Here is a 24,403-nt window from a genome sequence, read left to right as displayed (position 1 = left end):
GGCTACGAGCGGGGGCGGCGCGCACCCTGACCGGTCCTGGCCAGGTACCGCTGCCGCTCCCGCATGTGCCGGATCTTCCGGACGGTCGCGATGATCCCGGCGATGAGCGTGCCGCCGTACAGCCAGCCGGCATGGACGGCGAGCGCGGTGACGACGGCCATCGTCTGCCCGCCGAAGCCGCCCGTGCCCCCGGCGACGGGGATCACACCGACGGCGAAGGCGATGGGCACACTGATCGGTGCCGTGACCAGGTCGGCGGGCCGCACCCAGAGCGCCGTCAGCGCGCTGACGGGCAGGAACAGCACCCCGTACACGACCTCGGAACCGCCGAGGAGCAACTGGTCCAGGCAGGCCAGCAGGAACATGGCCAGGGCGGCGAAGAGCCCGGCGCCGATGCCGGTCAGCCGGGGGTTGGGAAACCTGCGCAGCGCGAGCACCACCGGTGCGACGGTGCGGGACCTGGGTGCCGGCCCCGGTGCGACCGCTACTCCCACGCCTGCCGGCACCGGACAGGCCGCGGCCTCGCCGAGGCCGCCCGGCGGGGACAGCGGGGCCTGCTGGGGCTGCCTGCGCTGCGGGGTACGTGTCCTGTGCTGCTCCACCTGGACAACCTAGGTCGCGGTGCGGGTCCTTTCGGGCGTTGGACACGCGCTTTGGCCGACCTTGGCCCTGCGTTCGATACCGCACGGCCGAAACCGGCCCCGTCCGGCCGCACACCCGCCCCGCCCCGGACCCGTGACCGGCCGCCCCGCCCCGCCCGTAAACTGGAGAATCGGTCCACCCCGGGCCCGCCCGCCACAGCCCCGCAGCTCACTCATCGTCCTCACTCCAGGAAGTCGCCAACGTGTCGCTCACGATCGGAATCGTCGGCCTGCCGAATGTCGGCAAGTCGACCCTGTTCAACGCCCTGACCAAGAACGACGTGCTGGCGGCCAACTACCCGTTCGCCACCATCGAGCCGAACGTCGGAGTCGTGGGTGTCCCCGACCCGCGCCTGCACACGCTCGCCGAGATCTTCGGCTCGCAGAAGCTGCTCCCCGCCACCGTCGACTTCGTCGACATCGCGGGCATCGTGCGCGGCGCGAGCGAGGGCGAGGGCCTGGGCAACAAGTTCCTCGCGAACATCCGCGAGTCCGATGCGATCTGCCAGGTCATCCGTGCCTTCAAGGACGAGAACGTCGTCCACGTCGACGGCAAGGTCTCGCCCAAGGACGACATCGAGACGATCAACACCGAGCTGATCCTGGCCGACCTCCAGTCCGTCGAGAAGGCCGTCCCGCGCCTGACGAAGGAGGCCCGCCTCCAGAAGGAGAAGGTCGCCGTCCTCGCCGCGGTCGAGGAGGCCCAGAAGATCCTCGAGGCGGGCGACACGCTCTTCTCCGTGGGCATCACCGCGGCCACGGAGAAGGGACAGCTCCTGCACGAGCTGCACCTGCTCACGACGAAGCCGTTCCTGTACGTCTTCAACGTCGACGAGGACGAGCTGGTCGACGAGGACTTCAAGAACGAGCAGCGCGCCCTCGTCGCCCCGGCCGAGGCCATCTTCCTCAACGCCAAGATCGAGTCCGAGCTGATCGAGCTCGACGACGACGAGGCCCTCGAGCTCCTCCAGTCCATGGGCCAGGAAGAGCCCGGCCTGGCGACCCTCGGCCGCGTCGGCTTCGACACGCTGGGCCTTCAGACCTACCTCACGGCAGGCCCGAAGGAGACCCGCGCCTGGACGATCAAGAAGGGCGCCACGGCCCCCGAGGCGGCCGGTGTGATCCACACCGACTTCCAGAAGGGCTTCATCAAGGCGGAGATCATCTCCTTCGACGACCTGGTCGAGACGGGCTCGGTCGCCGAGGCCCGCGCCAAGGGCAAGGCGCGCATGGAGGGCAAGGACTACGTCATGCAGGACGGCGACGTGGTGGAGTTCCGCTTCAACGTGTGATCGGTGCATTACCGCGGGACAGGGCGTTCCGCCAGGTTCGCAGATGGCGAGGGGTCGGCTCTTCCGGGAGCCGGCCCCTCGCCGTTCCGGGTGTCCTGACGTTCGGTCACCTGGCCCGGGCGGCCGGAGCCGGCCACGTCTCCCGGCTGGTGGCGAACTGCTGGGTGGCGGGGCCGGGTACAGGCTGCTGACCGGCCTGCCGGGCGTTCCCCGTCAGGCGGACTCGCGTACGACCAGTTCCGGTTCGAAGACGACCGACGTCGGCTCGGAGCGCACGCCTTCGACGTGTTCGCACAGGAGCTTGGCCATGGTTTCGGCCATCTTCTCCACCGGCTGACGGACCGTGGTCAGCGGCGGTCGGCACACCGAAGCGGCGCTCGAGTCGTCGAAACCGACGACCGCGACGTCCTGCGGTATGCGCCGCCGGCGCTCACGCAGGAGTTGGCAGGCGCCCTGTGCCATCAGGTCGTTGGCCGCGAAGACGCCGTCGACGGAGGGGTCCTCCTCCAGGAGCCGGCTCATCGCCGCCGCGCCGCTGTCGAGGGTGAACGTGCCCTCGGCGATCAGCGGGGCGGGGTGGCCGGCGGCGGCCAGCGCGTCACGGAAACCGTCGAGCCGGGCCCGGGCGGCGGGAAGGTTCTGCGGAGCGGGGATCGCGGCGATGCGCCGGCAGCCGCGGGCGAGCAGGTGCTCCGCGGCCAGCTCGGCCCCGGAGTAGTTGTCCAGGTCCACGAAGCTGAACGGCTGGGGCTGGGCCGGCCGTGCGTACAGGACGGTGGGGATCCCGGCCGAGGCGAGCAACTGCGGCAGCGGGTCCGGCGCTTGGAGCGACACCACGAGGGTGCCGTCCACGTTGCCCTGCCGCGCGTAGTCGACGACCTGCTCCCTGGCCGCCTCCGACTCCGCGAACAGGAGCACCGGGTGGATGGCACGGCTCCGCAGGTACCCCATGGCGCCGTCGACCACCCGTCCGAAGAACGGGTCCGCGAACACCTGGGCGGCGAACTCGTCACCCGCGCCCGAGATGATGAGCGCGATCGTGCCCGCGCGCCGGGTGACGAGGAACCTCGCCGCGCGGTTCGGGGTGTACCCCGTCCGTTCGATCGCGACACGGACCAGGTCCTGGATGGCGGGGTCGACGTTGCGCACACCGTTGACCACCCTCGACACAGTGGCGCGGGACACCCCCGCCTGCTGCGCGACGTCTTCCAGTGTCGGTGCCCCTCGGTTCATGGCCGGATTTTAACCCTCGGTGCCGAAACCGGTACACGCGGCGGGAGTTCGCACGAAACCGGGATACCGCCGCCGACGCCGGCGCCGTGTCGTTCACCGGCCGCGGACGACCAGTTCGCTCACTCCCGCCGGCTTCTCCGCGTCCGCCGAGCGCACCGTCACCCGCACCTGGCGCGCGAGGTCCCCGGACCGGTACGGCCGCCAGGTCCCGCCGTCGAGCGACGTCTCCAGGGTGTGGGAGGCGGGAGCGGTGTCGGACCACCGGGGGGTGATCGAGGTGACCCGCAGGACCCGGCGCAGGTCCACCGCCAGGGTTCCTGTCGCGCCCTCGGGGGACCAGGCCGTCGACGGGCTGCCGTCCACCGCCGCGACGGCGTACAGGCCGGGGGTCTCGGAGGTGGCCGTCGCGGGGCGGCATCGCGCGGCGTCCGCCGTCACGGCGAGGTCGGGACGGCGGGTGGGGAGGGTGAGCGTGGTGGAGAGGCGGCGCGGGCCCGACGGGGTGTGGACCGTGAACGGGGCGCCGTCCGTCAGCCGGACCGTGGTGCTGCGGGGGCCGATCGAGATGTCGTACGTACGGCCCCGGTAGCGCAGCCCTGTCAGTTCCACGCCCTCGCGGAGCTGGGGCGGCAGGAGCGGGTCGAGCCGTACGCCGTCCTCGCGCAGCCGGAGGCCCGTCAGGCCGTGGGTGAAGACCTGGAGGAAGCCGCCCTTGCCGGTGAGGAAGTCCTCGGCGGGGAAGCCGGAGAGCGGGTCCTCGGCGCCGGACTTCTCGCCGCGTGCCTCGGAGAAGAGGTTGAAGGGGCCGCGGACGAACGGCCGTACGGCACGCTGGAGATACGTGTACGTGGCGCAGCCGGGTTCCCCGATCGCGGCCGCGTCGATCGCGTGCACCGAGTCCGTCATCGCGGGGCCGTCCGGATCGGTGCGCGCGGCGTAGTAGTCGAGTGTCGCGGCGGCGGCACCCTCCTCCATCGGCCACTCCAGCGGGTAGACGAGCAGCACGGTGTCGGCCTGCTTGATGGTCGAGCCGTTGTACCCGGCGTACTGGAGGAACAGCTTCCGCTCGGCGTCGTACGGGATGCGGAGCCCGTCGGCGACCCGGGTCCACCCCGCCGGTGCCGGGTGGCCGAGGAGCTGGGCGGCGCGGGTCGCGTTGCGCAGAGCGGTAGCGGCGACGGCGTTGGTGAAGACCCCGTCCGTGACCCCGTTGCTGTACTCGTCCGGGCCCGCGACGTTCCTCACCGAGTAGCTGCCGTCGCTGTTCGCCGTGGCGTGTGACTGCCAGAAGTCGGCGATGCCCTCCAGGAGCGGCCAGCCCCGGCTCTCGAGCCAGGTCCGGTCGCCGGTGGCCAGGTAGTACTGCCAGACGGCGAGCGAGATGTCGCCCTGGAGGTGGTTCTGGGTGAGGCAGTGCGGCGGGTCCCAGCTCTGGCACTCGGAGTCGAGCCGGCCCCTGCTCGCGCTCGTCCACGGGTAGAACAGGCCGCTGTGGCCCAGCTTCTCGGCGTTGGCGCGGGCGGCTCCCCTGGTGCGGTAGCGGTACTCGACCACCGTGCGGGCCAGTTCGGGGCGGGTGGCGAGCAGCCCCGGGTACATCCACGTCTCGGCGTCCCAGAACACCATGCCTGCGTAGTTGTCGCTGGTCAGCCCCGCCGGGGCGATGCTGTCCGAGGAACCTGTGCGGGTGCCGGCGAGCAGGCCGTACTGCGCGGCACGCAGCCAGGCCTGCAGATCCGGGCTGCCCGGGACGGCGATGTCGGAGGCCCAGGCGGTCCGCCAGGCGGCCGCGTTGCCGGCGAGGACCCCGGACCAGCCGCGCCGGGCGGCGCGCCGCGAGGCGTCGCGCGCGGAGACGAGGGGGGTGCGGGAGGTGAGGGCGGTGTCGATGCCCACGTACTTCTCGAACGTGTACGAGCGGCCCGCCTCGACCCGGGCGGTCCGGGTGCCGTTGCCGGTACCCGTCTGGACGATCGCCCCCTCCGTGCCCGTGCCGAGCGTGCGGAACGTGCCGTCGTCCGCGACCGTCATCCGGCGCGCCCCGCGCTCGTCCAGCCGGCCCGTGACCGTTGCCGTGCCGCTCCAGTGCGGGGTCATCCGCAGGCGTACGGCCCCGGTGTGCACGTCGGAGCGGTCGGTCAGCACTTCGTACGTCAGATCGGTCGCCCGGCCGTCGGCGGTGGTCCAGCGCAGCGAGGTCACGACGACACCGCAGCGCAAGAAGGCGGTCTGCCGGTACCGCGAGACGCGGCCGGCGGGAGTGCCGGTGCCGAAGGTCTCCGTACCGACGCGCACGTCGAGGGTGGTCCAGCTCGGCAGGGCGGCGATCACCTCGCGGCCCTCGGCGAGGCCCTTGTCGCGGGCGTAGAGCCCGGAGACGAAGGCTCCGTCGTACCGTGGTGTGTAGAGGGGCCAGCCGGTCTTCCCGCCCGTCGCCGCGTATCCGGCGCCCGTGGCGGGCACCCGGTGGCCCAGATAGCCGTTGCCGACGTAGGGGTCGTATCCCGCGGCCTCGCCGAAGGCGGTGGACGTCGGCGCCCAGGAGGCGCCGTCGGAGGCGGCGGACGCACCGGATGCGTCCCGGGCGCCCGCGTGGCCCGTCCGCCCGCACGAGGCGGGCGGTGGCGCCGTCACGGGTGCGGCGGTCCTCGCGCCGGTCGCGTACGAGAGCGGCGGCAGGGGGGCGATCAGTGCGCCCGCCACCAAGGACGTGAGAACAGAGATGCGCGTGAGGCTCACCGTACGAAGGTAGGCACGGCGGCGTCGCGGGTAGGGCTGCGGCGCGCGGGTGAACGGCTGATCGGACGGCACATCGGAGCGGACCGGTCCAGGGCAGAGGGAGAACGGCATGTCGTATCCGGAACCCAAGTACACGGACGGCGAGGGCGAGATCAGCGCGCAGTACCGCCCGGCGGACACCACGCCGAATCTGCTGACGCGCAGCGGTGGCACCACGCACTACCTGGCGACCACGGAGTCGACGCACGGCGAGTTCGGGCTCTACCGGATCAACATGGCGCCCAGGGCCGGTGGCCCTGCCACGCACTTCCACCGCACGATCTCGGAGTCGTTCTTCATCCTCGGCGGGACGGTGCGGATCTACAACGGCGAGCGCTGGGTCGACACGACCGAGGGCGACTTCCTGTACGTACCGCAGGGCGGCCTGCACGCCTTCCGCAACGACTCGGACGCACCCGCCTCGATGCTGCTGCTGTTCACGCCCGGGGCGCCCCGCGAGGAGTACTTCGAGAAGGTGTCGCAGGTCTCCGACTGGCCGGAGAAGGAGCGTGCCGAGTTCTTCATCAGGCACGACACGTACTGGACGGACTGACGGGCGGTCACGGCGCGGGGCGGATTCCGGTCACGGTGCGGGCGCCAGGCCCGTCTTGAGGCCGGCGCCGCACAGGGGTACGACGACGCTGCGGTCCGTCCAGTCGCCCACGGCCGCCCAGCAGGCGACCCCGGTCGTCTCGACGAAGAAGCCGCGGGCCGCCAGGTCCTGCTGCGCGGCACGGATCCGTTCCTCGGTGACGGTGAGGAAGGTGCCGCCCGACTCCCTGACGGCCGCAAGGATCTGCCGGGCGCGCGGCGGACGGGGGATGGCGATGCCCTCGGCGAGGGTGGGGGAGGCGTGGACGGGCGAATCGAGCAGTTCGCCGGCGCCCGCACGGAACGCCTCCGCGAGCGGGGACACAGCCTCGGCCTGTACGGCGATCAGCGCGGGACGGCGGTCGATCAGGCCCTGCGCGAGGAGTTCCGCCGTGGCCAGGGCCGCGCCGAGGAGCAGGGTGCCGTTGCCGACCGGCACGGCGATCGCCTCCGGCAGCGTGCCGCCGAGGTCCTCCCACATCTCGTAGACGTAGGTCTTCGTGCCGTGCAGGAAGTACGGGTTGAAGACGTGCGAGGCGTAGAAGGTACCGGGCCCGTCGGCGGCCGCGCGGGCGGCCCGTGCGGTGGCCTCGCGGTCGCCGGGCACGATCTCCAGCCGGGCGCCGTGCGCGCGGATCTGCTCGGTCTTCTTCGGGGACGTGCCCTCGGGGACGTACACCGTGCAGGGCAGGCCGGCGCGGGCGCAGTACGCGGCGACGGCCGTGCCCGCATTGCCGCTGCTGTCCGCGACGACCCGCTCCGGGGCGAGGCGGCGGGCCAGTTCGGCCAGCATGACCGCGCCCCGGTCCTTGAAGGAGAGCGTCGGCATCAAGTAGTCGAGCTTGGCCGAGACACTCGCGGTGAGGGGGACGAGCGGGGTCCTGCCCTCGCCGAGGCTGACCGCAGGACCGCGGAGGGGCAAGGCCTCTTCGTAACGCCACAGTGAACTCACGCGTCCGGTGAGCGAGTCGAGGGACATCGGTGACCGGACGTCGAAGTCGAGGTCCCAGGGCCCCCGGCAGAGGGGACAACACCAGGTCAGCTCGGTCGTGTCTGCGCGGGTCCCGTCCTGCGGGCAGCGATAGGTGGCCATGCCCGCCAGCATGTCAGCCATGTGGCGAATGTATTGCTCATGCCAAGACAGTCTTGTGGGATTCCTATGGATGGGCCAATCTTTCGCTGGCAGCAGGGCACGCCGCCGTACGAGGAACCCGGAACGCGGTTCTGTCGTGTCTGGTTTGTCATGCCCATGTTGTTGTTTGGCCGAAGGCACCCCGCTCGACCGAATGCACCCCCCATGCACCGCGATGCAGGTCAATGCACCCCCAGGCATCCCCCACCAGCGCACCGCAAACGAGGAGGACCCCTCAGATGGCAGTGAAGCGTCACGCACGCTACGCGCGAAGACTGGCCGCGACGAGCGTCATAACCGGCGCGGCCCTCGCCCTCTCGACCGCGGCGGCCTTCCCGGCCCTCGCGACCCCGAGCGCGGCGGAAGGCCGGATCGAGAACGCGGGCGCCCCGGGCGCCATCAGCGGCAGTTACATCGTCACCCTCGACGAATCCGCCGCCGACGCCGGATCCGCCGACGGCAAGGCGCTCGCCGCGGAATACGGCGCGAAGATCAAGAAGACCTACAGTGCGGCGCTCAACGGCTACGCCGTCGAACTCCCGGCCGAGCAGGCGAAGAAGTTCGCCGCGGACCCGGCAGTCGAGTCCGTCGTGCAGAACCGGACCTTCACGATCTCGGGCACCCAGCCCTCCCCGCCCTCGTGGGGACTGGACCGGATCGACCAGACGGCCCTGCCGCTGAACCAGAGCTACACCTACCCGGACAAGGCGGGGGAGGGCGTCACCGCGTACATCATCGACACCGGTGTACGCATCAGCCACAACGACTTCGGCGGCCGAGCGTCGAACGGCTACGACGCCATCGACAACGACAACACCGCGCAGGACGGCAACGGCCACGGCACCCACGTGGCCGGCACCGTCGCCGGGACCTCGTACGGCGTCGCCAAGAAGGCGAAGATCGTCGGCGTCCGCGTCCTCGACAACGCCGGCTCCGGCACCACGGCGCAGGTCGTCGCGGGCATCGACTGGGTGACGGCCAACGCCGTCAAGCCGGCCGTCGCCAACATGAGCCTGGGCGGCGGCGCGGACACCGCGCTCGACACCGCCGTGCGCAACTCGATCGCCTCCGGCGTCACCTACGCCGTCGCGGCGGGCAACGAGTCGACGAACGCCTCCACCAAGTCCCCGGCGCGCGTCGCCGAGGCCATCACGGTGGGCTCCACCACCAGCACCGACGCCCGTTCGAGCTTCTCGAACTACGGCACCGTCCTGGACATCTTCGCCCCGGGCTCCTCGATCACCTCGTCGTGGAACACCGGTGACAGCGCGAGCAACACCATCTCGGGCACGTCGATGGCAAGCCCGCACGTCGCCGGTGCCGCCGCCCTGTACCTCGCCGACCACCCGGGCCAGACCCCGGCGCAGGTCTCGGCGGGACTGGTCGCCGCGGCCACCAGCGGCGTCGTGACGAGCCCGGGCACCGGGTCGCCGAACAAGCTGCTGAACGTCGGAACCGGCACCACCCCGCCGCCCACCGGCACCAAGTTCGAGAGCACGACCGGCTATACGATCGCCGACAACGCCACGGTCGAGTCGCCGATCACCGTCTCCGGCATCAGTGGTAACGCTCCGTCAGCGCTCAGCGTTCCCGTGAACATCACGCACACCTACTCCGGCGACCTGAAGATCGACCTGGTCGCGCCCGACGGTTCGGTCTACAACCTGAAGGCGTACGGGACCGGCGGCAGCGCCGACAACGTGATCACCACCTACACGGTGAACGCTTCGTCGGAGGTCGCCAACGGCGCCTGGAAGCTCCGGGTCAGCGACAACGCCACGTACGACACCGGGAGGATCAACTCCTGGGCACTGCAGTTCTGATGCCGGACCGCTTCTGAGCCGGACATGAACGCACGCGGGGCGGCTGCCGACGGCAGCCGCCCCGCACGCTTCCTCCGGGAGCCCGGCCTGATCCGGGCGGGAGGGCTTAGCGGCGATTGAGTCCGCGGTCGACCGCGGACATCAGCTCGCCGTCGTCCGTGTCGCCGTCCAGCGACCAGAACATCGCACCGCCGAGACCGCGGTCACGGATGTACGAGGTCTTGGCGCGCAGCACCTGCGGGTCGTCGTACGTCCACAGCGTCGTCCCGTCGAACAGCCAGGCGTGGCCGTTGCGGGTGTCGCGGTGCACCGTGTACTGCCCGGAATCGGCCAGCTTCTTGAGGGCCTTGTAGTCCTCGTAGCCCGCCGCGTACGTGGCCGGGGCGGGCGCCGTCGCCGGCTGCCCGAGACCGTCGCCGCCACCGGTCACTCCGGTCCAGCCCTGCCCGTAGAACGGCATGCCCACCACCAGCTTGCGGGCGGGGGCACCGCGCCTGATCCAGTCGCGGACCGTCTGGTCGACGCTGAAGTCGCCCTTCGCGTACAGGGCGGACTGTTGGGCGGTCGTCGTCTCACCGGAGACGTGGAAGTCGTAGCCCTGGAGGTTGACGAAGTCGAAGTCCCGCATGATGCGGCGGACATCGAAGCCCGCGTCGATCTTGGCGGGGGCGGTGGGAACGAACGCCGAGAGCTCGTAGTGCTTCTGACGTGCCTTCCGGTCCGTCAGTGACTTCTGCGGCTTCTGCGACGTCGCGTAGGCGTCGAGCTGGGTACGGAACTCGTGCACCAGGGCGGTGAAGTTCTTCTTGTCCTCGGGGCGGTAGACCGTGTCGGTGTCACCGGCGGAACCGGGCCACTCCCAGTCGATGTCGATGCCGTCGAAGAGGCCGGCCGCGGCCCCCTCGCCCCCGCGTACGCCGTCGACGGGCAGGTTGCCCTTGATGTACAGGTCGATGCAGGACGAGACGAGGGCCTTGCGGGAGGCGGCGGTGCGGGCCGCGTCGGAGAAGTGGGTGGACCAGCTCCAGCCGCCCAGCGAGATCATCACCTTGAGGCCGGGGTGCTTGGCCTTGAGCTCGCGCAGCTGGTTGAAGTTGCCCGCGAGGGCCTGGGTGTCGGTGTCGGCGACGCCGTCCACCGATCCCGCGGCATCCAGCGGACGGGCGTAGTCCGCCCAGGCGTCCGCCTCGCCGGGCACATTGCCGGTGAAGCACCTGCCTTCGGCACTGACGTTGCCGAAGGCGTAGTTGATGTGGGTGAGCCTGGCCGCCGCACCGCTCGTGTCCAGGTCCTTGACCTGGAAGTCGCGTCCGTAGACGCCCCATTGGGTGAAGTAGCCGATGCTCTTGTACGCGCGGTTGTGGCCCGCGCCTCGGTCGTCGCGGCCGCCGTCGTCGTGGGCGCCGTCGGCCGTGGCCGCGGGGGCGATGCCGGCCAGCAGCGCGAAGGCGCAGGCGGCCGTGGTCAGTCTGGACAGGGTTCTTCGACGCATGGGACTCGTTCCTGTGCGTGTGCCGGAGCTGGAGAGCCAGCGAGAGCCGTGCTGTGCAGAGGAAGGTATTGGTCTGGACCAAAAACGGTCAAGAGCCCGCGCGGCGTCGCGCGAGGTATGCGCTGGTCGGCGAGGAATCATCACATCGAGTGAAACTGTGGCCTGTGCTTGCGGTGCACAACCGACGGTTGCCAGGCTGTTGCAGTCTGTCAACCTGTTGGGAGTGGCCTGTGACTTTCGGTGAGCAGCCCGCCTATCTGCGCGTGGCGAGCGATCTCAGAGAGAAGATCGTCAACGGCGCGCTGCCGCCTCATACCCGCCTGCCGTCGCAGGCGCGTATCCGCGAGGAGTACGGAGTCTCGGACACCGTCGCGCTGGAGGCGCGGAAGGTGCTGATGGCCGAAGGGCTGGTCGAGGGGAGGTCGGGCTCCGGGACGTACGTGCGTGAGCGCCCGGTCCCGCGCCGGATCGCCCGCTCCGGCTACCGGCCGGGAGCCGGAGCCAGTCCGTTCCGCCAGGAACAGACGGCGGAAGGCATGCGCGGGACCTGGGAGTCCCGCAGTGAACAGGAGGGCGCCAGCCCCGAGATCGCCGAACGCCTCGGCATCGAGCCTGGCGACCGGGTGATGCGTACGAGGTACGTCTTCCGGGACGCGGGCGAGCCGATGATGCTCTCGACGTCCTGGGAGCCCCTCGCCGTCACGGGCCGTACGCCGGTGATGCTTCCGGAGGAGGGCCCGCTGGGCGGCTGCGGCGTGGTCGACCGGATGGCCGCGATCGACGTCGTCGTGGACAACGTGGCGGAGGAGGTTGGCGCGCGCCCGGGGCTGGCGGAGGAGCTCCTGGCGCTCGGTGGTGTGCCGGGGCACGTGGTGATGGTGATCGGGCGCACGTACTACGCGTCGGGGCGTGCGGTGGAGACGGCGGATGTGGTCGTGCCCGCCGACCGCTACCGGATCGCCTACCATCTGCCGGTCAAGTGACCGGCCGTGCGGGCTGTACCGGCCGTGACGACCGCTATGAGGGATGGTGTGTCCGCCGTCCGTGACGAGGAGTTAACTCCCCCTCGCCGCCCTTAACCCGCAGGCAATCGCCGACTGTGGGGGCTTGTCATGTCCGGCTCGTAACTTCCCGTTCGTCACCCGCACACGGACCGACGAACGGGAAGTCACCGATGACGGACACGGCAACGCCCACAACGGCCGAGGTGCCGCCGCCGGCGCCGGAGGACGGCGCCGGGGCGGCGCCCCGGCGCAGCTATGCGAAGCTCGCGGCCGACGAGAGCCGGGAGGACTACTCCCTCCGCTACGCGCCGCACTCCTTCCGGCGCTGGTCGCCCTCGATGGTCGCGGGTACCGCGCTCGGCGGTATCGCCTATCTCGCCGACTTCGCGATCGGCGCCTCGATCGTCTTCACCTACGGGTTCACGAGCGGGTTCGCGTCGATCCTCGCCGCCGCGGCGATCATCTTCCTCACCGGCATACCGATCGCCCGGGCCTGCGCGAAGTACGGCTTGGACATGGACCTGGTCACGCGAGGGGCGGGCTTCGGCTACTTCGGATCGACGCTGACCTCGCTGATCTACGCGTCGTTCACGTTCATCTTCTTCGCCCTCGAAGGCTCGATCATGGCGCAGGCCATGCACCAGGCCGTCGGGCTGCCGGTCGAGGCCGGCTATCTGATCACCACGCTGATCGTCATCCCGATCGTCTTCCGGGGCATGGGCGCACTGGCCAAGGTGCAGGCCTGGACCCAGCCGGTCTGGATCATCGGCATGATTCTGCCCTTCGTGGTGCTGGCCTTCGAAGCCCCGGACGCCTGGGGGGCGTTCAGCTCCTTCGGCGGCACGGAGGGGGCGGGCTCGGGCTTCTCCTGGGTCGCCTTCGGGCTCGGTACGGGCGTCGCGCTCTCCCTGATCGCCCAGATCGGTGAGCAGGCCGACTACCTGCGCTTCATGCCGGCCAAGACCGAGACCAACAGGCGCCGGTGGAATCTCGCCGTCCTCGCGGCGGGACCCGGCTGGGTCATCATCGGCGCGGCGAAGCAGCTCGGCGGCGCGTTCCTCGCGTTCGTCGCGCTGGAGGCGGTCGGCAAGACGCACGCCCTGGAGCCGATCGCGCCGCAGATCGAGGCACTGAAGCCGTGGCTGGGGTCGTTCGCGCTCCCCGCAGCCGCGATCTTCGTGATCGTCTCCCAGGTGAAGATCAACGTCACCAACGCCTACAGCGGCTCGCTGTCCTGGTCGAACTTCTTCTCCCGGATCACGCACAAGCACCCCGGCCGGGTCTGGTACATCTTCCTCAACCTCGCCATCGCGCTGACGCTGATGGAGATGAACATGTTCGCGGCCCTGAACAAGCTGCTGGGCTTCTACTCCAACGTGGGCATCGCCTGGATCGCGGCGGTCGCGGCCGACCTGGTCATCAACAAGCGGATCGGGCTGAGTCCCCGGTACATCGAGTTCAAACGCGCCTACCTCTACGCGGTCAACCCCGCCGGATTCGGTGCGATGGTGATCGCCTCGACCGTGTCGATCCTGGCCTTCTTCGGGCTGTTCGGCGTCTACGCGGAAGCCTTCTCCACCTTCATCGCGGCCGGACTCTCGCTGGTCCTGTGCCCGTTGATCGCCTGGGCGACCAAGGGGAAGTACTACCTCGCCCGGCCGAACCCGGTGAACGGCCCGGACGTCGAGATCGCCGACATCACCGCCACGCACACGTGCGCGGTGTGCGAAACCGCCTATGAGCTGCCCGACATCGCCGACTGCCCGGTCCAGTCGGGGCCGATCTGCTCACTGTGCTGCTCCCTGGACGCGGAGTGCGGCGATGTCTGCCGCAAGGAGCAGGGCGCGGGCCCGGTTCTGCTGCCGTCGCCCACGGTGCGTACGGCGGCCGACTGACGCGGGACGCTCGTGAGGGGGCGCATCCGGACGGGTGCGCCCCCTCACGCATGACCGGATGTGTATCTCTTTGTGTAAACACGCATCCGCTGAGTGAAGGTCAGGCGTACGCTCGGGCATATGCGTACTGCGGTTTCCTGGGGATCCTTAGAGACGTGCACGCCGGTGGGGAGAGGGGCGAAATGCTTGGGAGGGACACGATGACCGACAGCGGTGCCGTGCTCCCTTGGCTGGTGATTCGGCAGGACGACAACGGCAACAGATACCGCGTCGGCCGCTATGCGACACAGGACGAGGCGCAGAAGATCGCGGACAGCCTGGAGCGCCACGGGCACAAGCAGCTCTACTGGGTGGAGCGCGTGGGCCAGAGCGCTCGCCCCTGACGGCCGCGGCCTCCGGGGCCGCGCCGGCCGCCCCCGTCTGCTGCCCGTACGGACCGCCTGCGGTCCGGGAATGACTCCGAGCTGTCGCCGGGGCCGTCCGCTGTCGAGGACGGCCCCGGCCGCCGTCCGTCGCGGACGTGGCGGCCCGGCATGCCGGACAGCGCCGTATATTCGCGTCCCGGAAGCCCTTTTCCCGCACGTCCTCGGACAGCACGTCAGGCGTGGGGGCGGCCCGGATGTTGTCGGTAGCGCCGGCTGCCGGCGAGGTGTCGAACGCGCCTGAGCCGTTGAACGTGCTGAGGCGCCGAGCGCGCCTGAGCCGTTCGAACGCGCTGAGCCGTCGAACGCCCTGAGCCGCACCCCACCGCATCCGAAGCTGCGGCAGACAGATGGTGAGGACGGAACGATGCCGGTGCTGATCGACACGGTGGCCTGGGTGCGGGTGGAGAACGGCAGGATTCTCTGCGCGCGACCGAAGGGGAAGGACATCTTCTACATCCCCGGAGGGAAGCGGGAGAGCGGGGAGACGGACCTGCAGACCTTGCTGCGCGAGGTCGAGGAGGAGCTGACGGTGAACGTCGTCCCGTCGACCGTCATCCATGCGGGTACGTACGAGGCGCAGGCGCACGGCCATCCGGACGGTGTGGTGGTACGCATGAGCTGCTACTACGGCGACTACCGGGGCACGCTGGCCGCCAGCAGTGAGATCGACGAGATGGCCTGGTTCTCCTACGGGGACCGTGCCCTCGTCCCCCCGGTCGACCAGTTGCTCTTCGATGATCTCAACGCCACGGGCGAGCTGATCTGAGCCCCTGGCGCATGCACCCGTACGCCCCACCTGTCGGGTCCTGCGATAGGCTGCACCAAATTTCGGGTATGTGCTGATTATCCCCTCCGAGTGGGGTGCACCCCCCGTTTTTGGTCTTGGGAAGTGATCGGCGTGACCGATACCGAAGGCGACTGCGCCGAGTGGAGCTTTCCGGCGGTGCCGGGCTCCGTGCGCAGCGCCCGGCATGCGGTACGCGATGCGCTGCACGTCTGGGGGCTCGACGCGGCGGTGGGAGACGTCGCCGTGCTGCTCGTGAGCGAACTGGTGACCAATTCCCTGCGCTATGCGGACGGCCCCATCGGGGTGCGGCTCGTGCGCCCGCAACCGGACGGTGAGGGTCCCGGTTCGCGGACCGCCGGGCAGGCCCTGCTCGTGGAAGTCTCCGATCCGCTTCCGGATGCGCCCACCGAACGTATGGCCGGACCGGAGGACGAAGGGGGGCGCGGGCTGCAGCTCGTGGCTTGTTCTGCGCGCCGCTGGGGGACCCGGCGCGGAAAGAGTGGCAAGACGGTGTGGTTCGAGCTCGCTCTCCCTGGTTAGGAGTGGGAGGGGACGCACAGCGATCATCGGCGGTCAGGCAGAACCTGGCTGAAAGGGACTGAGACCGTGCTGTGATCGTGAACGCCGTGCCGGTAAGGCCCGTAGTGCTGAATACTGCGGGCAGGACCGGTCCGGTGTGTGAGCTGGAGGGGACGGTCGCGTGAGCGAAATATCTGGGTCGGCGGGCGACGTCGTGTGGCAGAGCAGCCCGCCTGGCTCGATCTATGACTACATCAGGGTCGCCTCCTTCTCGATCGGGCCTGACGGGCTGATCGAGCAGTGGAGCCGGCGGGCCGCCGGTCTGTTCGGCATGGCCTCCCACGAGGCGGTGGGCAGGGATCCGGTCGAGGCGTTCATGCCTGACGAGCTGCGCTCGGACGCTCATCGGCGGGTCGGCGAAATCCTCGACGGCAAGGAGTGGACGGGTCTCGTCCCGTTCCGGATTCCGGGCGAGGGCGGCGCCGAGGGTCTTGCCGAGATCTACGTCATGCCGAGCGAGACGGGGAGCGGCGAGCGTGCCGCGCTCTGCATCGTCGTCGATGTCCGGGCACTACGGCGCATCGAAACTGATCTTGCCGCATCGCAGGCGATATTCGGCCAATCTCCCTTCGGCTTCGTGCTCTTCGGCGCGGACTTCACGGTCGTACGGGCCAACCAGCGGTTCGCCACGGTCTTCGGCGGCGAGGCGGACGACCACCGCGGACGCACGGTGGACGACTACCTGGCCGGCCAGGAGGCCGACCGGCTCTCCAGCACGCTGAAGCGCGTCCTGGAAACCGGTGACGCCGTCACCGACCTCCAACTGGTCGGCACCGTCCCCGGCTCCAGCGACCGGCGCCACTGGTCCATGAACCTCTACCGGGTACACAGCGGTGCCGGACGCCCCATCGGCGTCGCGGGCCTCGCCACCGATGTCACGGGCCGGCACATCGCCGCCCGCGAGGCAGCCAGCGCCCGTCGTAACCTCGCGCTTCTCAACGAGGCCAGTGCGCGCATCGGCAACTCCCTCGATCTGGAGACCACCGCCCGCGAGCTGCTCGACGTCGCCGTGCCCGGTTTCTGCGACCTGGCATCCGTGGACCTCTACCAGGGGCTGCTCACGGGCGACGAGGCCTCGCCCGGAAGCTGGGGCCGGCTCCGGCAGGAGTCCGGCGGCGGTTCGGCGGAACTGCGCCGGGTCGCCCAGGCCAGCGCCGTCTCCGACGCGCTCCCCGACGGCCTGCCGGGTGCCAGCATGAGCGGCGGTGCCGATCCCGACGGGAACGCGCCCCCGGGGCCTCCCGCGCTCGGCGCCGTCCACCGCTACCCGTTCAACTCGCCCTGTGCCGTCGCCCTGCGCACCGGCCATGTCGAGGACGTGCCAGGTGACGAACGCGGCTTCGTGCACTCCACGCTCGCCGTGCCGATGGTCGCGCACGACATCGTCATCGGCCTCGTCCAGTTCTCCCGCACCAAGGGCAGCGAACCCTTCGGCGAGCGGGACCGGGCCCTGGCCACCGAACTCGCCGCACGTGCGGCCGTCTGCATCGACAACGCACGCCTCTACCGCCGCGAACACGAACGGGCACTGATACTCCAGCGCAGCCTCCTCCCCCCGGGCGACCCCGAGGCCGCAGGCCTCGACATCGCCTGCCGCTACCTCCCCGGCAACACAGCCACCGAGGTCGGCGGGGACTGGTTCGACGTGATCGAACTCCCCGGCCATCGCACGGCCCTCGTCGTCGGTGATGTCATGGGCCGTGGGCTGCGGGCCGCTGTCGCCATGGGAGAGCTGCGCACCGCCGTACGCACACTGGCGCTCCTGGACCTGGAGCCGGCCGAGGTGCTCTCCGCCCTCGACGAGGTCGCCCGTGGCCTCGGCACCCCGGGCGGCGGCGACCGGAGCGACGCCTTCGGTGGAGGCGGCGGCGCCCAGTGGCCCTCACGCGTCGCCCACAAGTCACGCGAGGCGGACCTCTCCGAGGTCTACCTGGCGACGTGTGTGTACGCGGTGTACGACTCCGTTACCCGGCGGTGCACCTTCGCCAACGCCGGTCATCTCCCCCCTGTGGTGGTCGAGCCGGGCGAACCGGCCCTGCTGCTGGACGTCCCTCCCGGAATGCCGCTCGGCGTCGGTGGCGAGCCCTTCGAGGAGGTCGAGGTGGAGCTCAAGGAGGGCGCCCTCCTCGCCCTCTACACCGACGGTCTCGTCGAGTCACGCGACCATCCCCTCGACGAGGGCCTGCAGGCCTTCAGGGAAGCCCTCACGGAGCCGTCCCAGCCGCTCGAGGACGTCTGTGACCATGTGCTGGCCACCCTCGACACCCGTCACGGCGAGGACGACATCGCCCTGCTGATGGCGCGCATCCAAGGGCTTCCGGTGGATGCCGTGGGCGACTGGCGGCTTCCCCGCGAGCTCCGTTCCGTCGGCCGGGCCCGCGAGCTGGCCCGTGCCCAGCTGACGGCGTGGGACCTCGACGACCTGGTGGACACCACCGAACTGCTGGTCAGTGAGCTCGTCACCAATGCGCTGCGCTACGGCGAGGGCGAGATCAGACTCAGGCTCCTGCGCGACCGCACCCTCGTCTGCGAGGTATGGGACGCGGGACTGGTCCAGCCACGGCGGAGGCGGGCACGCGACACCGACGAGGGCGGGCGTGGGCTGCAGTTGGTCGGACTGCTGAGCGCGGCCTGGGGGTCACGGCGGACACCGCGAGGCAAGACGGTGTGGTTCGAGCTGGCGCTGCCCGACGGTGAGCCGGCTGCCGAACTCTCGGTCGAGCAGCTGCTGAGCATGTACTGACCGGGAGCCGGGAGCCGGGAGCCGGGAGCGGGGCGGCGTGAGGCGTGCGGCGTGTGGGCGGGGCCTACGGCCTCCGGCCGCCTCATGAGCCCGACTTCAGGGCGGCGAGCCGGGCCTCGACCTCCGCACTCTCACCGAGGCTGTCCAGCTGCTCGAACTGTGCGTCCAGGGACGACGCGGCGAGCTCCTGCTTGCCCACCGCCTTCGCCTCCTCGCGCCGCACCTTGTCCTCGAAGCGGCTGAGCTCACTCGTCGGATCCATGACGTCGATGTTCTTCACGGCGTCCATCATCTGGTTCTGCGCCTGAGCCGACTTGGAGCGCGCAACCAGCTCGTCGCGTTTGGACTTCAGCTGGGTCAGCTTGGTCTTCATCTGGTCCAGGCCCGTCTTCAGCTTGTCCACCACCACCGTCTGCGAGGCGATGGTGGGCTCGGCGGTCTTGGCCTCCTGCTCCGACTGGAGCTGGCGGCCCAGCGCCACCTTGGCCAGGTTGTCGAACTTGTCGGCGTCGGCGGCCGATCCCGCAGCGCGCAGCTCGTCGGCCTTCTTACTGGCCGCGAGGGCCTTCTGCCCCCACTCCCGCGCCGCGTCGACGTCCTCCCGGTGATCCTGCTCCATCAGCCGGAGGTTGCCGATGGTCGCGGCCACGGCCTGCTCCGCCTCCGAGATGTTGCCCGTGTACTCGCGGATCAGCTGGTCCAGCATCTTCTGGGGGTCTTCCGCCTGGTCGATCAGGGCATTGATGTTGGCCCGCGCCAGCTGTGTGACGCGCCCGAGGATGGTCTGCTTGGTCATGGCACCTCTCCTTGTGTGAATGACAGCGACTGACGCAACGTGAAAAAGTCCGCGGCTGACGCAAAGCGCCGTCCTTCAGAACCTCAGAACCTCAGAACCGGCCTCCGCCGCCCCGTCGGCCACGGGTTCCCCCACCGCCGAAGCTGCCAGGGCCGCCTGAGAAGCCTCCGCCTCCGAAACCTCCCGAGAACCCCCCTCCGAATCCCCCGCCCCGGCCGCTCCCGCCGAGGAGTCCGCCGAGGAGGATGCCGCCCAGCACCGCCCCGCCCATCCCGCTTCCCCCTCCTTGTACACCGCCCGGACCGTTCTGGTTCCGGTAGGCACGCACGTCCTGTTCGGCCAGGCTCTGCGCCAGCCCCGCCAGGGCGTCCGCTTGCTGGGCCTCGCTCAGGGCGCCCTGCGGATCGTTCGATTCACCCAGTTCCCGGGCCCGCTCCCACCGCCGCTGGGCCTCGGCCAGCCGGGTGCGGGCCTGGCTGCCCACCGCTCCTCTGTTGGTGGTGATGTAGTCCGCGGCGGCCCCGATCGCCGAACGCGCGGTGAGCATCGCCCGGTCGAGGAGCGAGCGGGCGCGCAGGTTTCCGTGCTCCTGCTCGCGGGCCCCGGCGAGGGCTTCGTCCAGCGCCGCGTCCGCCTCCTCCACCCTGCGCAGAGCGTCGATGGGGTCGTAGGGGCCGGCTTCCACCTCGCTCCGCACATCGCCGAGCACCGACGACGCGCGCGCGATCCTGCCCTGCAGATCCGCGGTGGAGACTCCCTCGGCCGTACCTTTCAGCAGACCTCCCGCATCGGCCAGATCCGTTTCCGTCTCGGTGAGGGCACCTGGCAGCTTGCCCGCAGCCTCGGCCAATTCCACGGCACGCCGGTCCACGGCATCGACGAGTGCGGACGCCTGCCCGATCGCGCCCTCGGCGGCCCGGACGTACACCGCGGCCTTGGCGTTGTCGCCGTCGGCCACGGCCTGGCGCGCCTGATCGAGACCGGACGTGGCGAACAGCAGCCGGTCCTTGGCCTGTTCGACGTCGTCGGCCACCGGTGCGGCGGCCGACTCCGTATACCGGCTGCGCATTCCGGTGAGCGTGGACTCCGCCGTGGAGATCCGTCCGGAGAGGTCGGTGAAAGCAGCCTCCGCAGTCGCCACGGCCTGGGGCGCGGTCTGCTCGAGGGCGCGCAGCCGGTCGAAGTCCTCGGCCACGGCGTCCAGACGTCCGTTCGCCTCCGCGCAGCGGCTGACGATCTCGTCGAGCATGCGGCGCCGTGTCGCGTCGTCCTCCGGGAAGGCGTCGTCGAGTTGCTGCCGCAAGCGGAAGGCCGCGGTCAGCTCCGACTTGGCGTGGTCGACGGCCTGGGAGAACGGAGCCGCCGCCTCCTCGCCGAACTGCGCGGTGGCGAATCCGAGCTCCTCCTCGCTGGTGCGCACGGCGTCGTCCGTGTCCACCAGGTCGGCCTTGGCCTGTGCGTCGAGTTCCGGCAACGGCGTCGGCGGCTCCGCCGATTCCTGTGCGCCGCTGCCCCAGCCGGCCGCGGCAGGGGTCGTCCGGCTCGACGTACGCCTCCTGCGGCGGGTGTACGCGTAGGCGGCGACCGCACCTGCGGCGCCGACGACGGCGATGGGCACGATCAGGTTCCCCGCGCTGCCACTGTTGGAGTCGCTGCCGGTCCCGGGATCCGAGGCACCCGGTGTGATCGCGGGGGTCGGAACGGGCCGGCCGGCGAGCACGGCGGCATAGCCGTTCGCGGCGCCGATCGCGGCCCCGGCCCAGTCGTTCTGCCGCAGAGCCGGTTCGATCGCCGTGCTCGCCACGTCCTGGAGCTGTCCGTCGGTGAGCCGCGACCCCTGGTCGACGGAGTAGGCGTACTGCCGGTCGTGCGTGGCCACGGCCAGCAGCACGTCGTCCTGTCCGAGCCCGTTGCGGTTCGCGGTCTCGTCGGCCCAGGTCTGCGCGTCGCGGCCGGAGAAATCGCGTACGTAGACGACGAAGAGCTGGATCCGGCTGCTGTCGAACAACTCGTCGAGCGCGGACTCGACCTGCTGGTCACGGTCGCCGAGAGCCCCCACCTTGTCGGTGATCTGCCCGTCGCGGGACAGCACGACGGGGTCGTCGGCACGGGCGCCCGGCGCGGCGGGCAGAGCGATCCAGCACATCGCTGCCAGCACGGCGAGGAGGACCCTGGCGGGTATGGAGATCCGGGCACGGCTCGCGGGCTGCATCACATTTGGGAGGCTATGTCCGCCCAGTTCCCCTCGCGACCCGGCGCCCTCGGTCCTTGGACGGGCCGGCTGACCGCCGTACAGCCGCTTCCGCCACCCCGCCTCGCAACGCCATGGACGGCGGCACGGATGAGGAGTGGGGGAGTGCCGCGCAGCGGCTCCGCGTCCGATCGGGCGACCTGGGCGCCCTGAAGAAGGAACGGAAGTGGCTGAGGATTGCGTCTGTGACGCCAGGGACGAAAGCGGTGCGGGCCTTCCGGCAGGGGGACGTCATGCCGCCCGTACTGCAGCGGCACAGCGAAACTCAGGGGGTACGGACATGGGCACAGGGAAGAAGGCCGGAACGGTGCGGAACAGGTGGGCCCGCTTCCGGTGGACCTGGCCGCGACGCATCGCTCTGGCACTGGTCCTGCTGCTCGTCCTGCCGGTCCTGACCGCGGGCATCGCGCTGCGGCTGAACTACACCGGGGATCCGGGCGAGGACACCCGTACCCGCAGCCGTGATGCCATCTGGCTCGGCCATGCGTGGGTCGACGGGCGCAAGGGCGACAGAGACCTGGCGGCCTTCGCCGCACAGATAGAAGGAACCGGCATCAAGGACCTCTACGTGCACGCCGGACCGCTGGAACACGACGGCACCCTGCCGGCGAAGCGCTATCCGAAGGCGCAGTGGCTGATCGACGCGGTGCACCGCACCCTGCCCGGCATCCGGGTACAGGCCTGGCTCGGCGACGTTCTGGCGACCGAGGGGCCCGACGGCCTGCGCCTCGAAAGCGCCGCGTCCCGCGCGGCCGTCGTCACCTCCGCGCGGCAGATACTCGACGCGGGGTTCGACGGAGTCCACTTCGACCTGGAACCCCTGCATTCCGGGGACGGCCACTACCTCTCCCTCCTCGACGATCTGGGCGAACTCACCGGTGCCCGCAAGGCGCAGCTCTCCGTTGCCGCCCACCAGATCGATCCGGTACCCGCCGCGCACAGCATCCTCGGCGCGTTCACAGGCAGGGAGAAGTGGTGGTCGCAGGAATTCTTCGGTGAAGTCGCCGGGCGGGTCGACCAGATCGCCGTGATGTCGTACGACAGCTGGATGCCGTTCGAGGGCACCTACGGCGGATTCGTCGCCCAGCAGACCGCGCTCGCTCTCGAGGTGACGCCCGAGGACACCGACCTGCTGATGGGCCTACCGTTCTTCCACGAGAACGATCTGGGCCACCGGGACGCCGCGGAAACGGTCGAGGCCGCGGTCCGCGGTACCAGGCTGGGCCTGGCACGGACGGACCGCGACCGGAAGCGTTTCGGCGTCGCCCTCTACGTCGACTTCGCCGCGCGCGAGGGCGACTGGGCGGCCTATCGGGAAGGCTGGCACTGAGTCCGCCTCGCGGCGCAGGAGTCAGATGCCGAACCGCTCCTTGGCGAGCAGCGGGCGCACCCGTGACCGGAAGCCACCTGTCCGGAACGGCCGTTGCAGCAGTCCGGGCCGGATGGCCTGCGCCAGCGCCGCGGCGATCATGCCCTGGTCGAGCGCGAGCATGAAGTCGCTGACCCGCCCGGTGCCGACATTGACCGAGTCCCGGAAGCCGTATCCCTCGTGGTACGCGCCGAAGTCGCGCTCCAGCGCGCGGAGGTTGGCCACCGCCTCGTGCGGTGCGTACGGGAGAGCGAGGAACGAGGCGTGCGGAGTGACCACGCCGTTGGTGAAGGCGGACGGGGCGGGAAGCGGCGAGCCGTCCGTGGTGTACGTACGGTCGGTGTTGGAGGCGTAGCCGTCGACCTGCATGCCGAGAGCGTCCACGCCGTACTCCTGGTAGCCGCCCTCGGGGACATTGGAGGGGGAGAATCCCCAGTACCCGTACTCCACCTCGTCGAGACCGTGCTCGATCTGGCTGCGGACGTAGCGCCGGTGCGTGAGGCCCCAGGACTGCGGTGACCACTCCGGCTCCGGTACGAACAGCGGCACCATGAGTGCCTCGAACATCGAACCGCCCCAGGTGGGGATGATCTTCCGCCCGCCGTGGGTGTAGTGCCCCTGCCACACGCGGACACCGTCGACGACCGCGTACCTGCCCTGCGGGTGCTGCTCCTGCTCATGCTCGGGAAGCATCGTGCGCAGCAGGTGCCAGTAATGCTCGGCGGGCAGGGAGCCGTCCGCGATGCCGAGATAACCGGCCATGCGGGGCTCGGTGTTGAGCGCGCCGTAGTGGTGGGCGGTGGGCTCCTCGGTATCGGTCCAGAACCCGCCGCGCAGCTGGCCGGGTCCGGCGACCGGGTCGGCGGCGTCGTACGGCGTGTAGTAGTAGGACCAGTCGGCGGTCGCGAGGATCCGTCCGATGCGGGGGCGCAGCGACGGTGCGGCGTCGGCGGCGATCCGCAGGCCGGTGACCAGCCAGGCGTTGTCGACGGAGGAGAGGAACGGGCGGACGGGGTCACCCGTGCCGGGCCACTCGGTCAGCACCGAACCGTCGTGGGCGTCGTACCAGTTGAGCCAGAAGCCGTGGTGGCGCTCCAGCTTCTCGACGGCGGACACCGTGCGGCCCAGCGTGCGGAGCATCGCGTCCTCGCCGATCACGCCGAGCCCCGCGGCCGCCACGGCCGCCCACAGGCCGCAGCCGATGTTGGTGGGGGAGGTCTGGCGGGACGGGACGGGGCCCGACCCGCTGAGGTCGATCTTGTCGGCGGCGAGACCGAAGTCCGTCGTCATGGCCTCGATCGAGCGGTACGTATCGCGGAACCAATGCAGCAGCTGCGGTGTATCAAAGGCATGAAGGGAACGAGCGGTGCGCGTGGATCGAAGGGCCCCGGCCGTGGGAGCGGCCTGGGCGGCGGATGCGGAGGGAGCGGAGACGGCTCCGAGGGACAGGGCAGCGGCCCCGGTCCCGGCAGCGGTGAGAAATGTTCGACGGTCCATCAGAACCTCTCGAAGAAGAGTCATCGTCTGTCACGGATGTTGTTCGGATTCAGATGGCGGCCGGACGAGGTGGGG

The 24,403-nt window shown here is 70.4% G+C and carries 18 protein-coding genes; 10 read left to right on the top strand and 8 right to left on the bottom strand.

The genetic code is table 11. From position 1 onward, the window contains the following. Nucleotides 1-2: 2 nt before the first annotated feature. Complete coding sequence (locus tag OG257_RS14110) at nucleotides 3-602, bottom strand: DUF6542 domain-containing protein (RefSeq protein ID WP_329207798.1); 600 nt, start codon at nucleotides 600-602, stop codon at nucleotides 3-5. Nucleotides 603-844: 242 nt separating this feature from the next. Between OG257_RS14110 and ychF the strand changes: the two genes are divergently transcribed. Further along, nucleotides 845-1,933, top strand: a complete 1,089-nt coding sequence (ychF, locus tag OG257_RS14105) for a redox-regulated ATPase YchF (RefSeq protein ID WP_329207796.1) — start codon at nucleotides 845-847, stop codon at nucleotides 1,931-1,933. Nucleotides 1,934-2,146: 213 nt separating this feature from the next. Here ychF and OG257_RS14100 read toward each other — a convergent pair whose 3' ends face one another. Next, nucleotides 2,147-3,166 (bottom strand): LacI family DNA-binding transcriptional regulator, encoded by a 1,020-nt coding sequence (locus OG257_RS14100; RefSeq protein WP_329207794.1) that lies wholly within the window; start codon nucleotides 3,164-3,166, stop codon nucleotides 2,147-2,149. 93 nt (nucleotides 3,167-3,259) lie between these two features. Further along, entirely contained in the window at nucleotides 3,260-5,905 is a 2,646-nt protein-coding gene (locus OG257_RS14095; protein ID WP_329207792.1) for a glycosyl hydrolase family 65 protein, read from the bottom strand. A 109-nt stretch (nucleotides 5,906-6,014) separates the two neighbouring features. Between OG257_RS14095 and OG257_RS14090 the strand changes: the two genes are divergently transcribed. Beyond that, the gene (locus OG257_RS14090) at nucleotides 6,015-6,497 is read left to right on the top strand and encodes a cupin domain-containing protein (protein WP_329207790.1); all 483 of its coding nucleotides are present in this window, start codon (nucleotides 6,015-6,017) and stop codon (nucleotides 6,495-6,497) included. Nucleotides 6,498-6,527: 30 nt separating this feature from the next. On the opposite strand, the gene OG257_RS14085 is transcribed toward OG257_RS14090, so the two are convergent. Then, nucleotides 6,528-7,640: a threonine synthase gene (locus OG257_RS14085; protein ID WP_443054561.1), complete on the bottom strand. Its 1,113-nt coding sequence runs from the start codon at nucleotides 7,638-7,640 to the stop codon at nucleotides 6,528-6,530. A gap of 266 nt (nucleotides 7,641-7,906) precedes the next feature. Between OG257_RS14085 and OG257_RS14080 the strand changes: the two genes are divergently transcribed. Further along, entirely contained in the window at nucleotides 7,907-9,490 is a 1,584-nt protein-coding gene (locus OG257_RS14080) for a S8 family peptidase (protein ID WP_329207786.1), read from the top strand. Nucleotides 9,491-9,596: 106 nt separating this feature from the next. Here OG257_RS14080 and OG257_RS14075 read toward each other — a convergent pair whose 3' ends face one another. Next, complete coding sequence (locus tag OG257_RS14075; protein WP_329207785.1) at nucleotides 9,597-10,982, bottom strand: glycoside hydrolase family 18 protein; 1,386 nt, start codon at nucleotides 10,980-10,982, stop codon at nucleotides 9,597-9,599. Between the two features lie 230 nt (nucleotides 10,983-11,212). On the opposite strand from OG257_RS14075, the gene OG257_RS14070 reads away from it, so the two are divergent. From OG257_RS14070 to OG257_RS14045, 6 genes are all read left to right on the top strand, one after another. After that, nucleotides 11,213-11,965, top strand: coding sequence for a GntR family transcriptional regulator (locus OG257_RS14070; RefSeq protein WP_329207783.1), 753 nt, complete (start codon nucleotides 11,213-11,215; stop codon nucleotides 11,963-11,965). A gap of 191 nt (nucleotides 11,966-12,156) precedes the next feature. After that, complete coding sequence (locus OG257_RS14065; RefSeq protein WP_329207782.1) at nucleotides 12,157-13,881, top strand: purine-cytosine permease family protein; 1,725 nt, start codon at nucleotides 12,157-12,159, stop codon at nucleotides 13,879-13,881. A 200-nt stretch (nucleotides 13,882-14,081) separates the two neighbouring features. Further along, complete coding sequence (locus OG257_RS14060) at nucleotides 14,082-14,264, top strand: SPOR domain-containing protein (protein WP_329207780.1); 183 nt, start codon at nucleotides 14,082-14,084, stop codon at nucleotides 14,262-14,264. A 406-nt stretch (nucleotides 14,265-14,670) separates the two neighbouring features. Beyond that, nucleotides 14,671-15,072 carry an NUDIX hydrolase gene (locus tag OG257_RS14055; protein ID WP_329207779.1) on the top strand — a complete coding sequence of 134 codons (402 nt, stop codon included), beginning with the start codon at nucleotides 14,671-14,673 and terminating at the stop codon, nucleotides 15,070-15,072. 123 nt (nucleotides 15,073-15,195) lie between these two features. Beyond that, nucleotides 15,196-15,633 carry an ATP-binding protein gene (locus tag OG257_RS14050; RefSeq protein WP_329207778.1) on the top strand — a complete coding sequence of 146 codons (438 nt, stop codon included), beginning with the start codon at nucleotides 15,196-15,198 and terminating at the stop codon, nucleotides 15,631-15,633. 193 nt (nucleotides 15,634-15,826) lie between these two features. Further along, the gene (locus tag OG257_RS14045) at nucleotides 15,827-18,415 is read left to right on the top strand and encodes a SpoIIE family protein phosphatase (RefSeq protein WP_329215082.1); all 2,589 of its coding nucleotides are present in this window, start codon (nucleotides 15,827-15,829) and stop codon (nucleotides 18,413-18,415) included. Between the two features lie 82 nt (nucleotides 18,416-18,497). Here OG257_RS14045 and OG257_RS14040 read toward each other — a convergent pair whose 3' ends face one another. Together OG257_RS14040 and OG257_RS14035 are read right to left on the bottom strand one after the other, a co-directional pair. Then, nucleotides 18,498-19,211 (bottom strand): PspA/IM30 family protein, encoded by a 714-nt coding sequence (locus OG257_RS14040; protein WP_329207777.1) that lies wholly within the window; start codon nucleotides 19,209-19,211, stop codon nucleotides 18,498-18,500. A 91-nt stretch (nucleotides 19,212-19,302) separates the two neighbouring features. Beyond that, nucleotides 19,303-21,423, bottom strand: coding sequence for a TPM domain-containing protein (locus tag OG257_RS14035; RefSeq protein WP_329215080.1), 2,121 nt, complete (start codon nucleotides 21,421-21,423; stop codon nucleotides 19,303-19,305). A 319-nt stretch (nucleotides 21,424-21,742) separates the two neighbouring features. Here OG257_RS14035 and OG257_RS14030 point away from each other — a divergent pair, with 319 nt between their 5' ends. Further along, nucleotides 21,743-22,792 carry a hypothetical protein gene (locus tag OG257_RS14030; protein ID WP_329207775.1) on the top strand — a complete coding sequence of 350 codons (1,050 nt, stop codon included), beginning with the start codon at nucleotides 21,743-21,745 and terminating at the stop codon, nucleotides 22,790-22,792. A gap of 21 nt (nucleotides 22,793-22,813) precedes the next feature. Here the strand turns inward: OG257_RS14030 and OG257_RS14025 are convergent, their stop codons facing one another. Next, on the bottom strand, nucleotides 22,814-24,328 hold the full coding sequence (locus OG257_RS14025) for a glucoamylase family protein (RefSeq protein ID WP_329207773.1): 1,515 nt from the start codon (nucleotides 24,326-24,328) through the stop codon (nucleotides 22,814-22,816). Nucleotides 24,329-24,403 lie beyond the last annotated feature (75 nt).

The organism is Streptomyces sp. NBC_00683 (assembly GCF_036226745.1).
In the GTDB taxonomy this organism is placed as follows: domain Bacteria; phylum Actinomycetota; class Actinomycetes; order Streptomycetales; family Streptomycetaceae; genus Streptomyces.
This window is presented reverse-complemented; position numbering and strand designations above follow the sequence as displayed.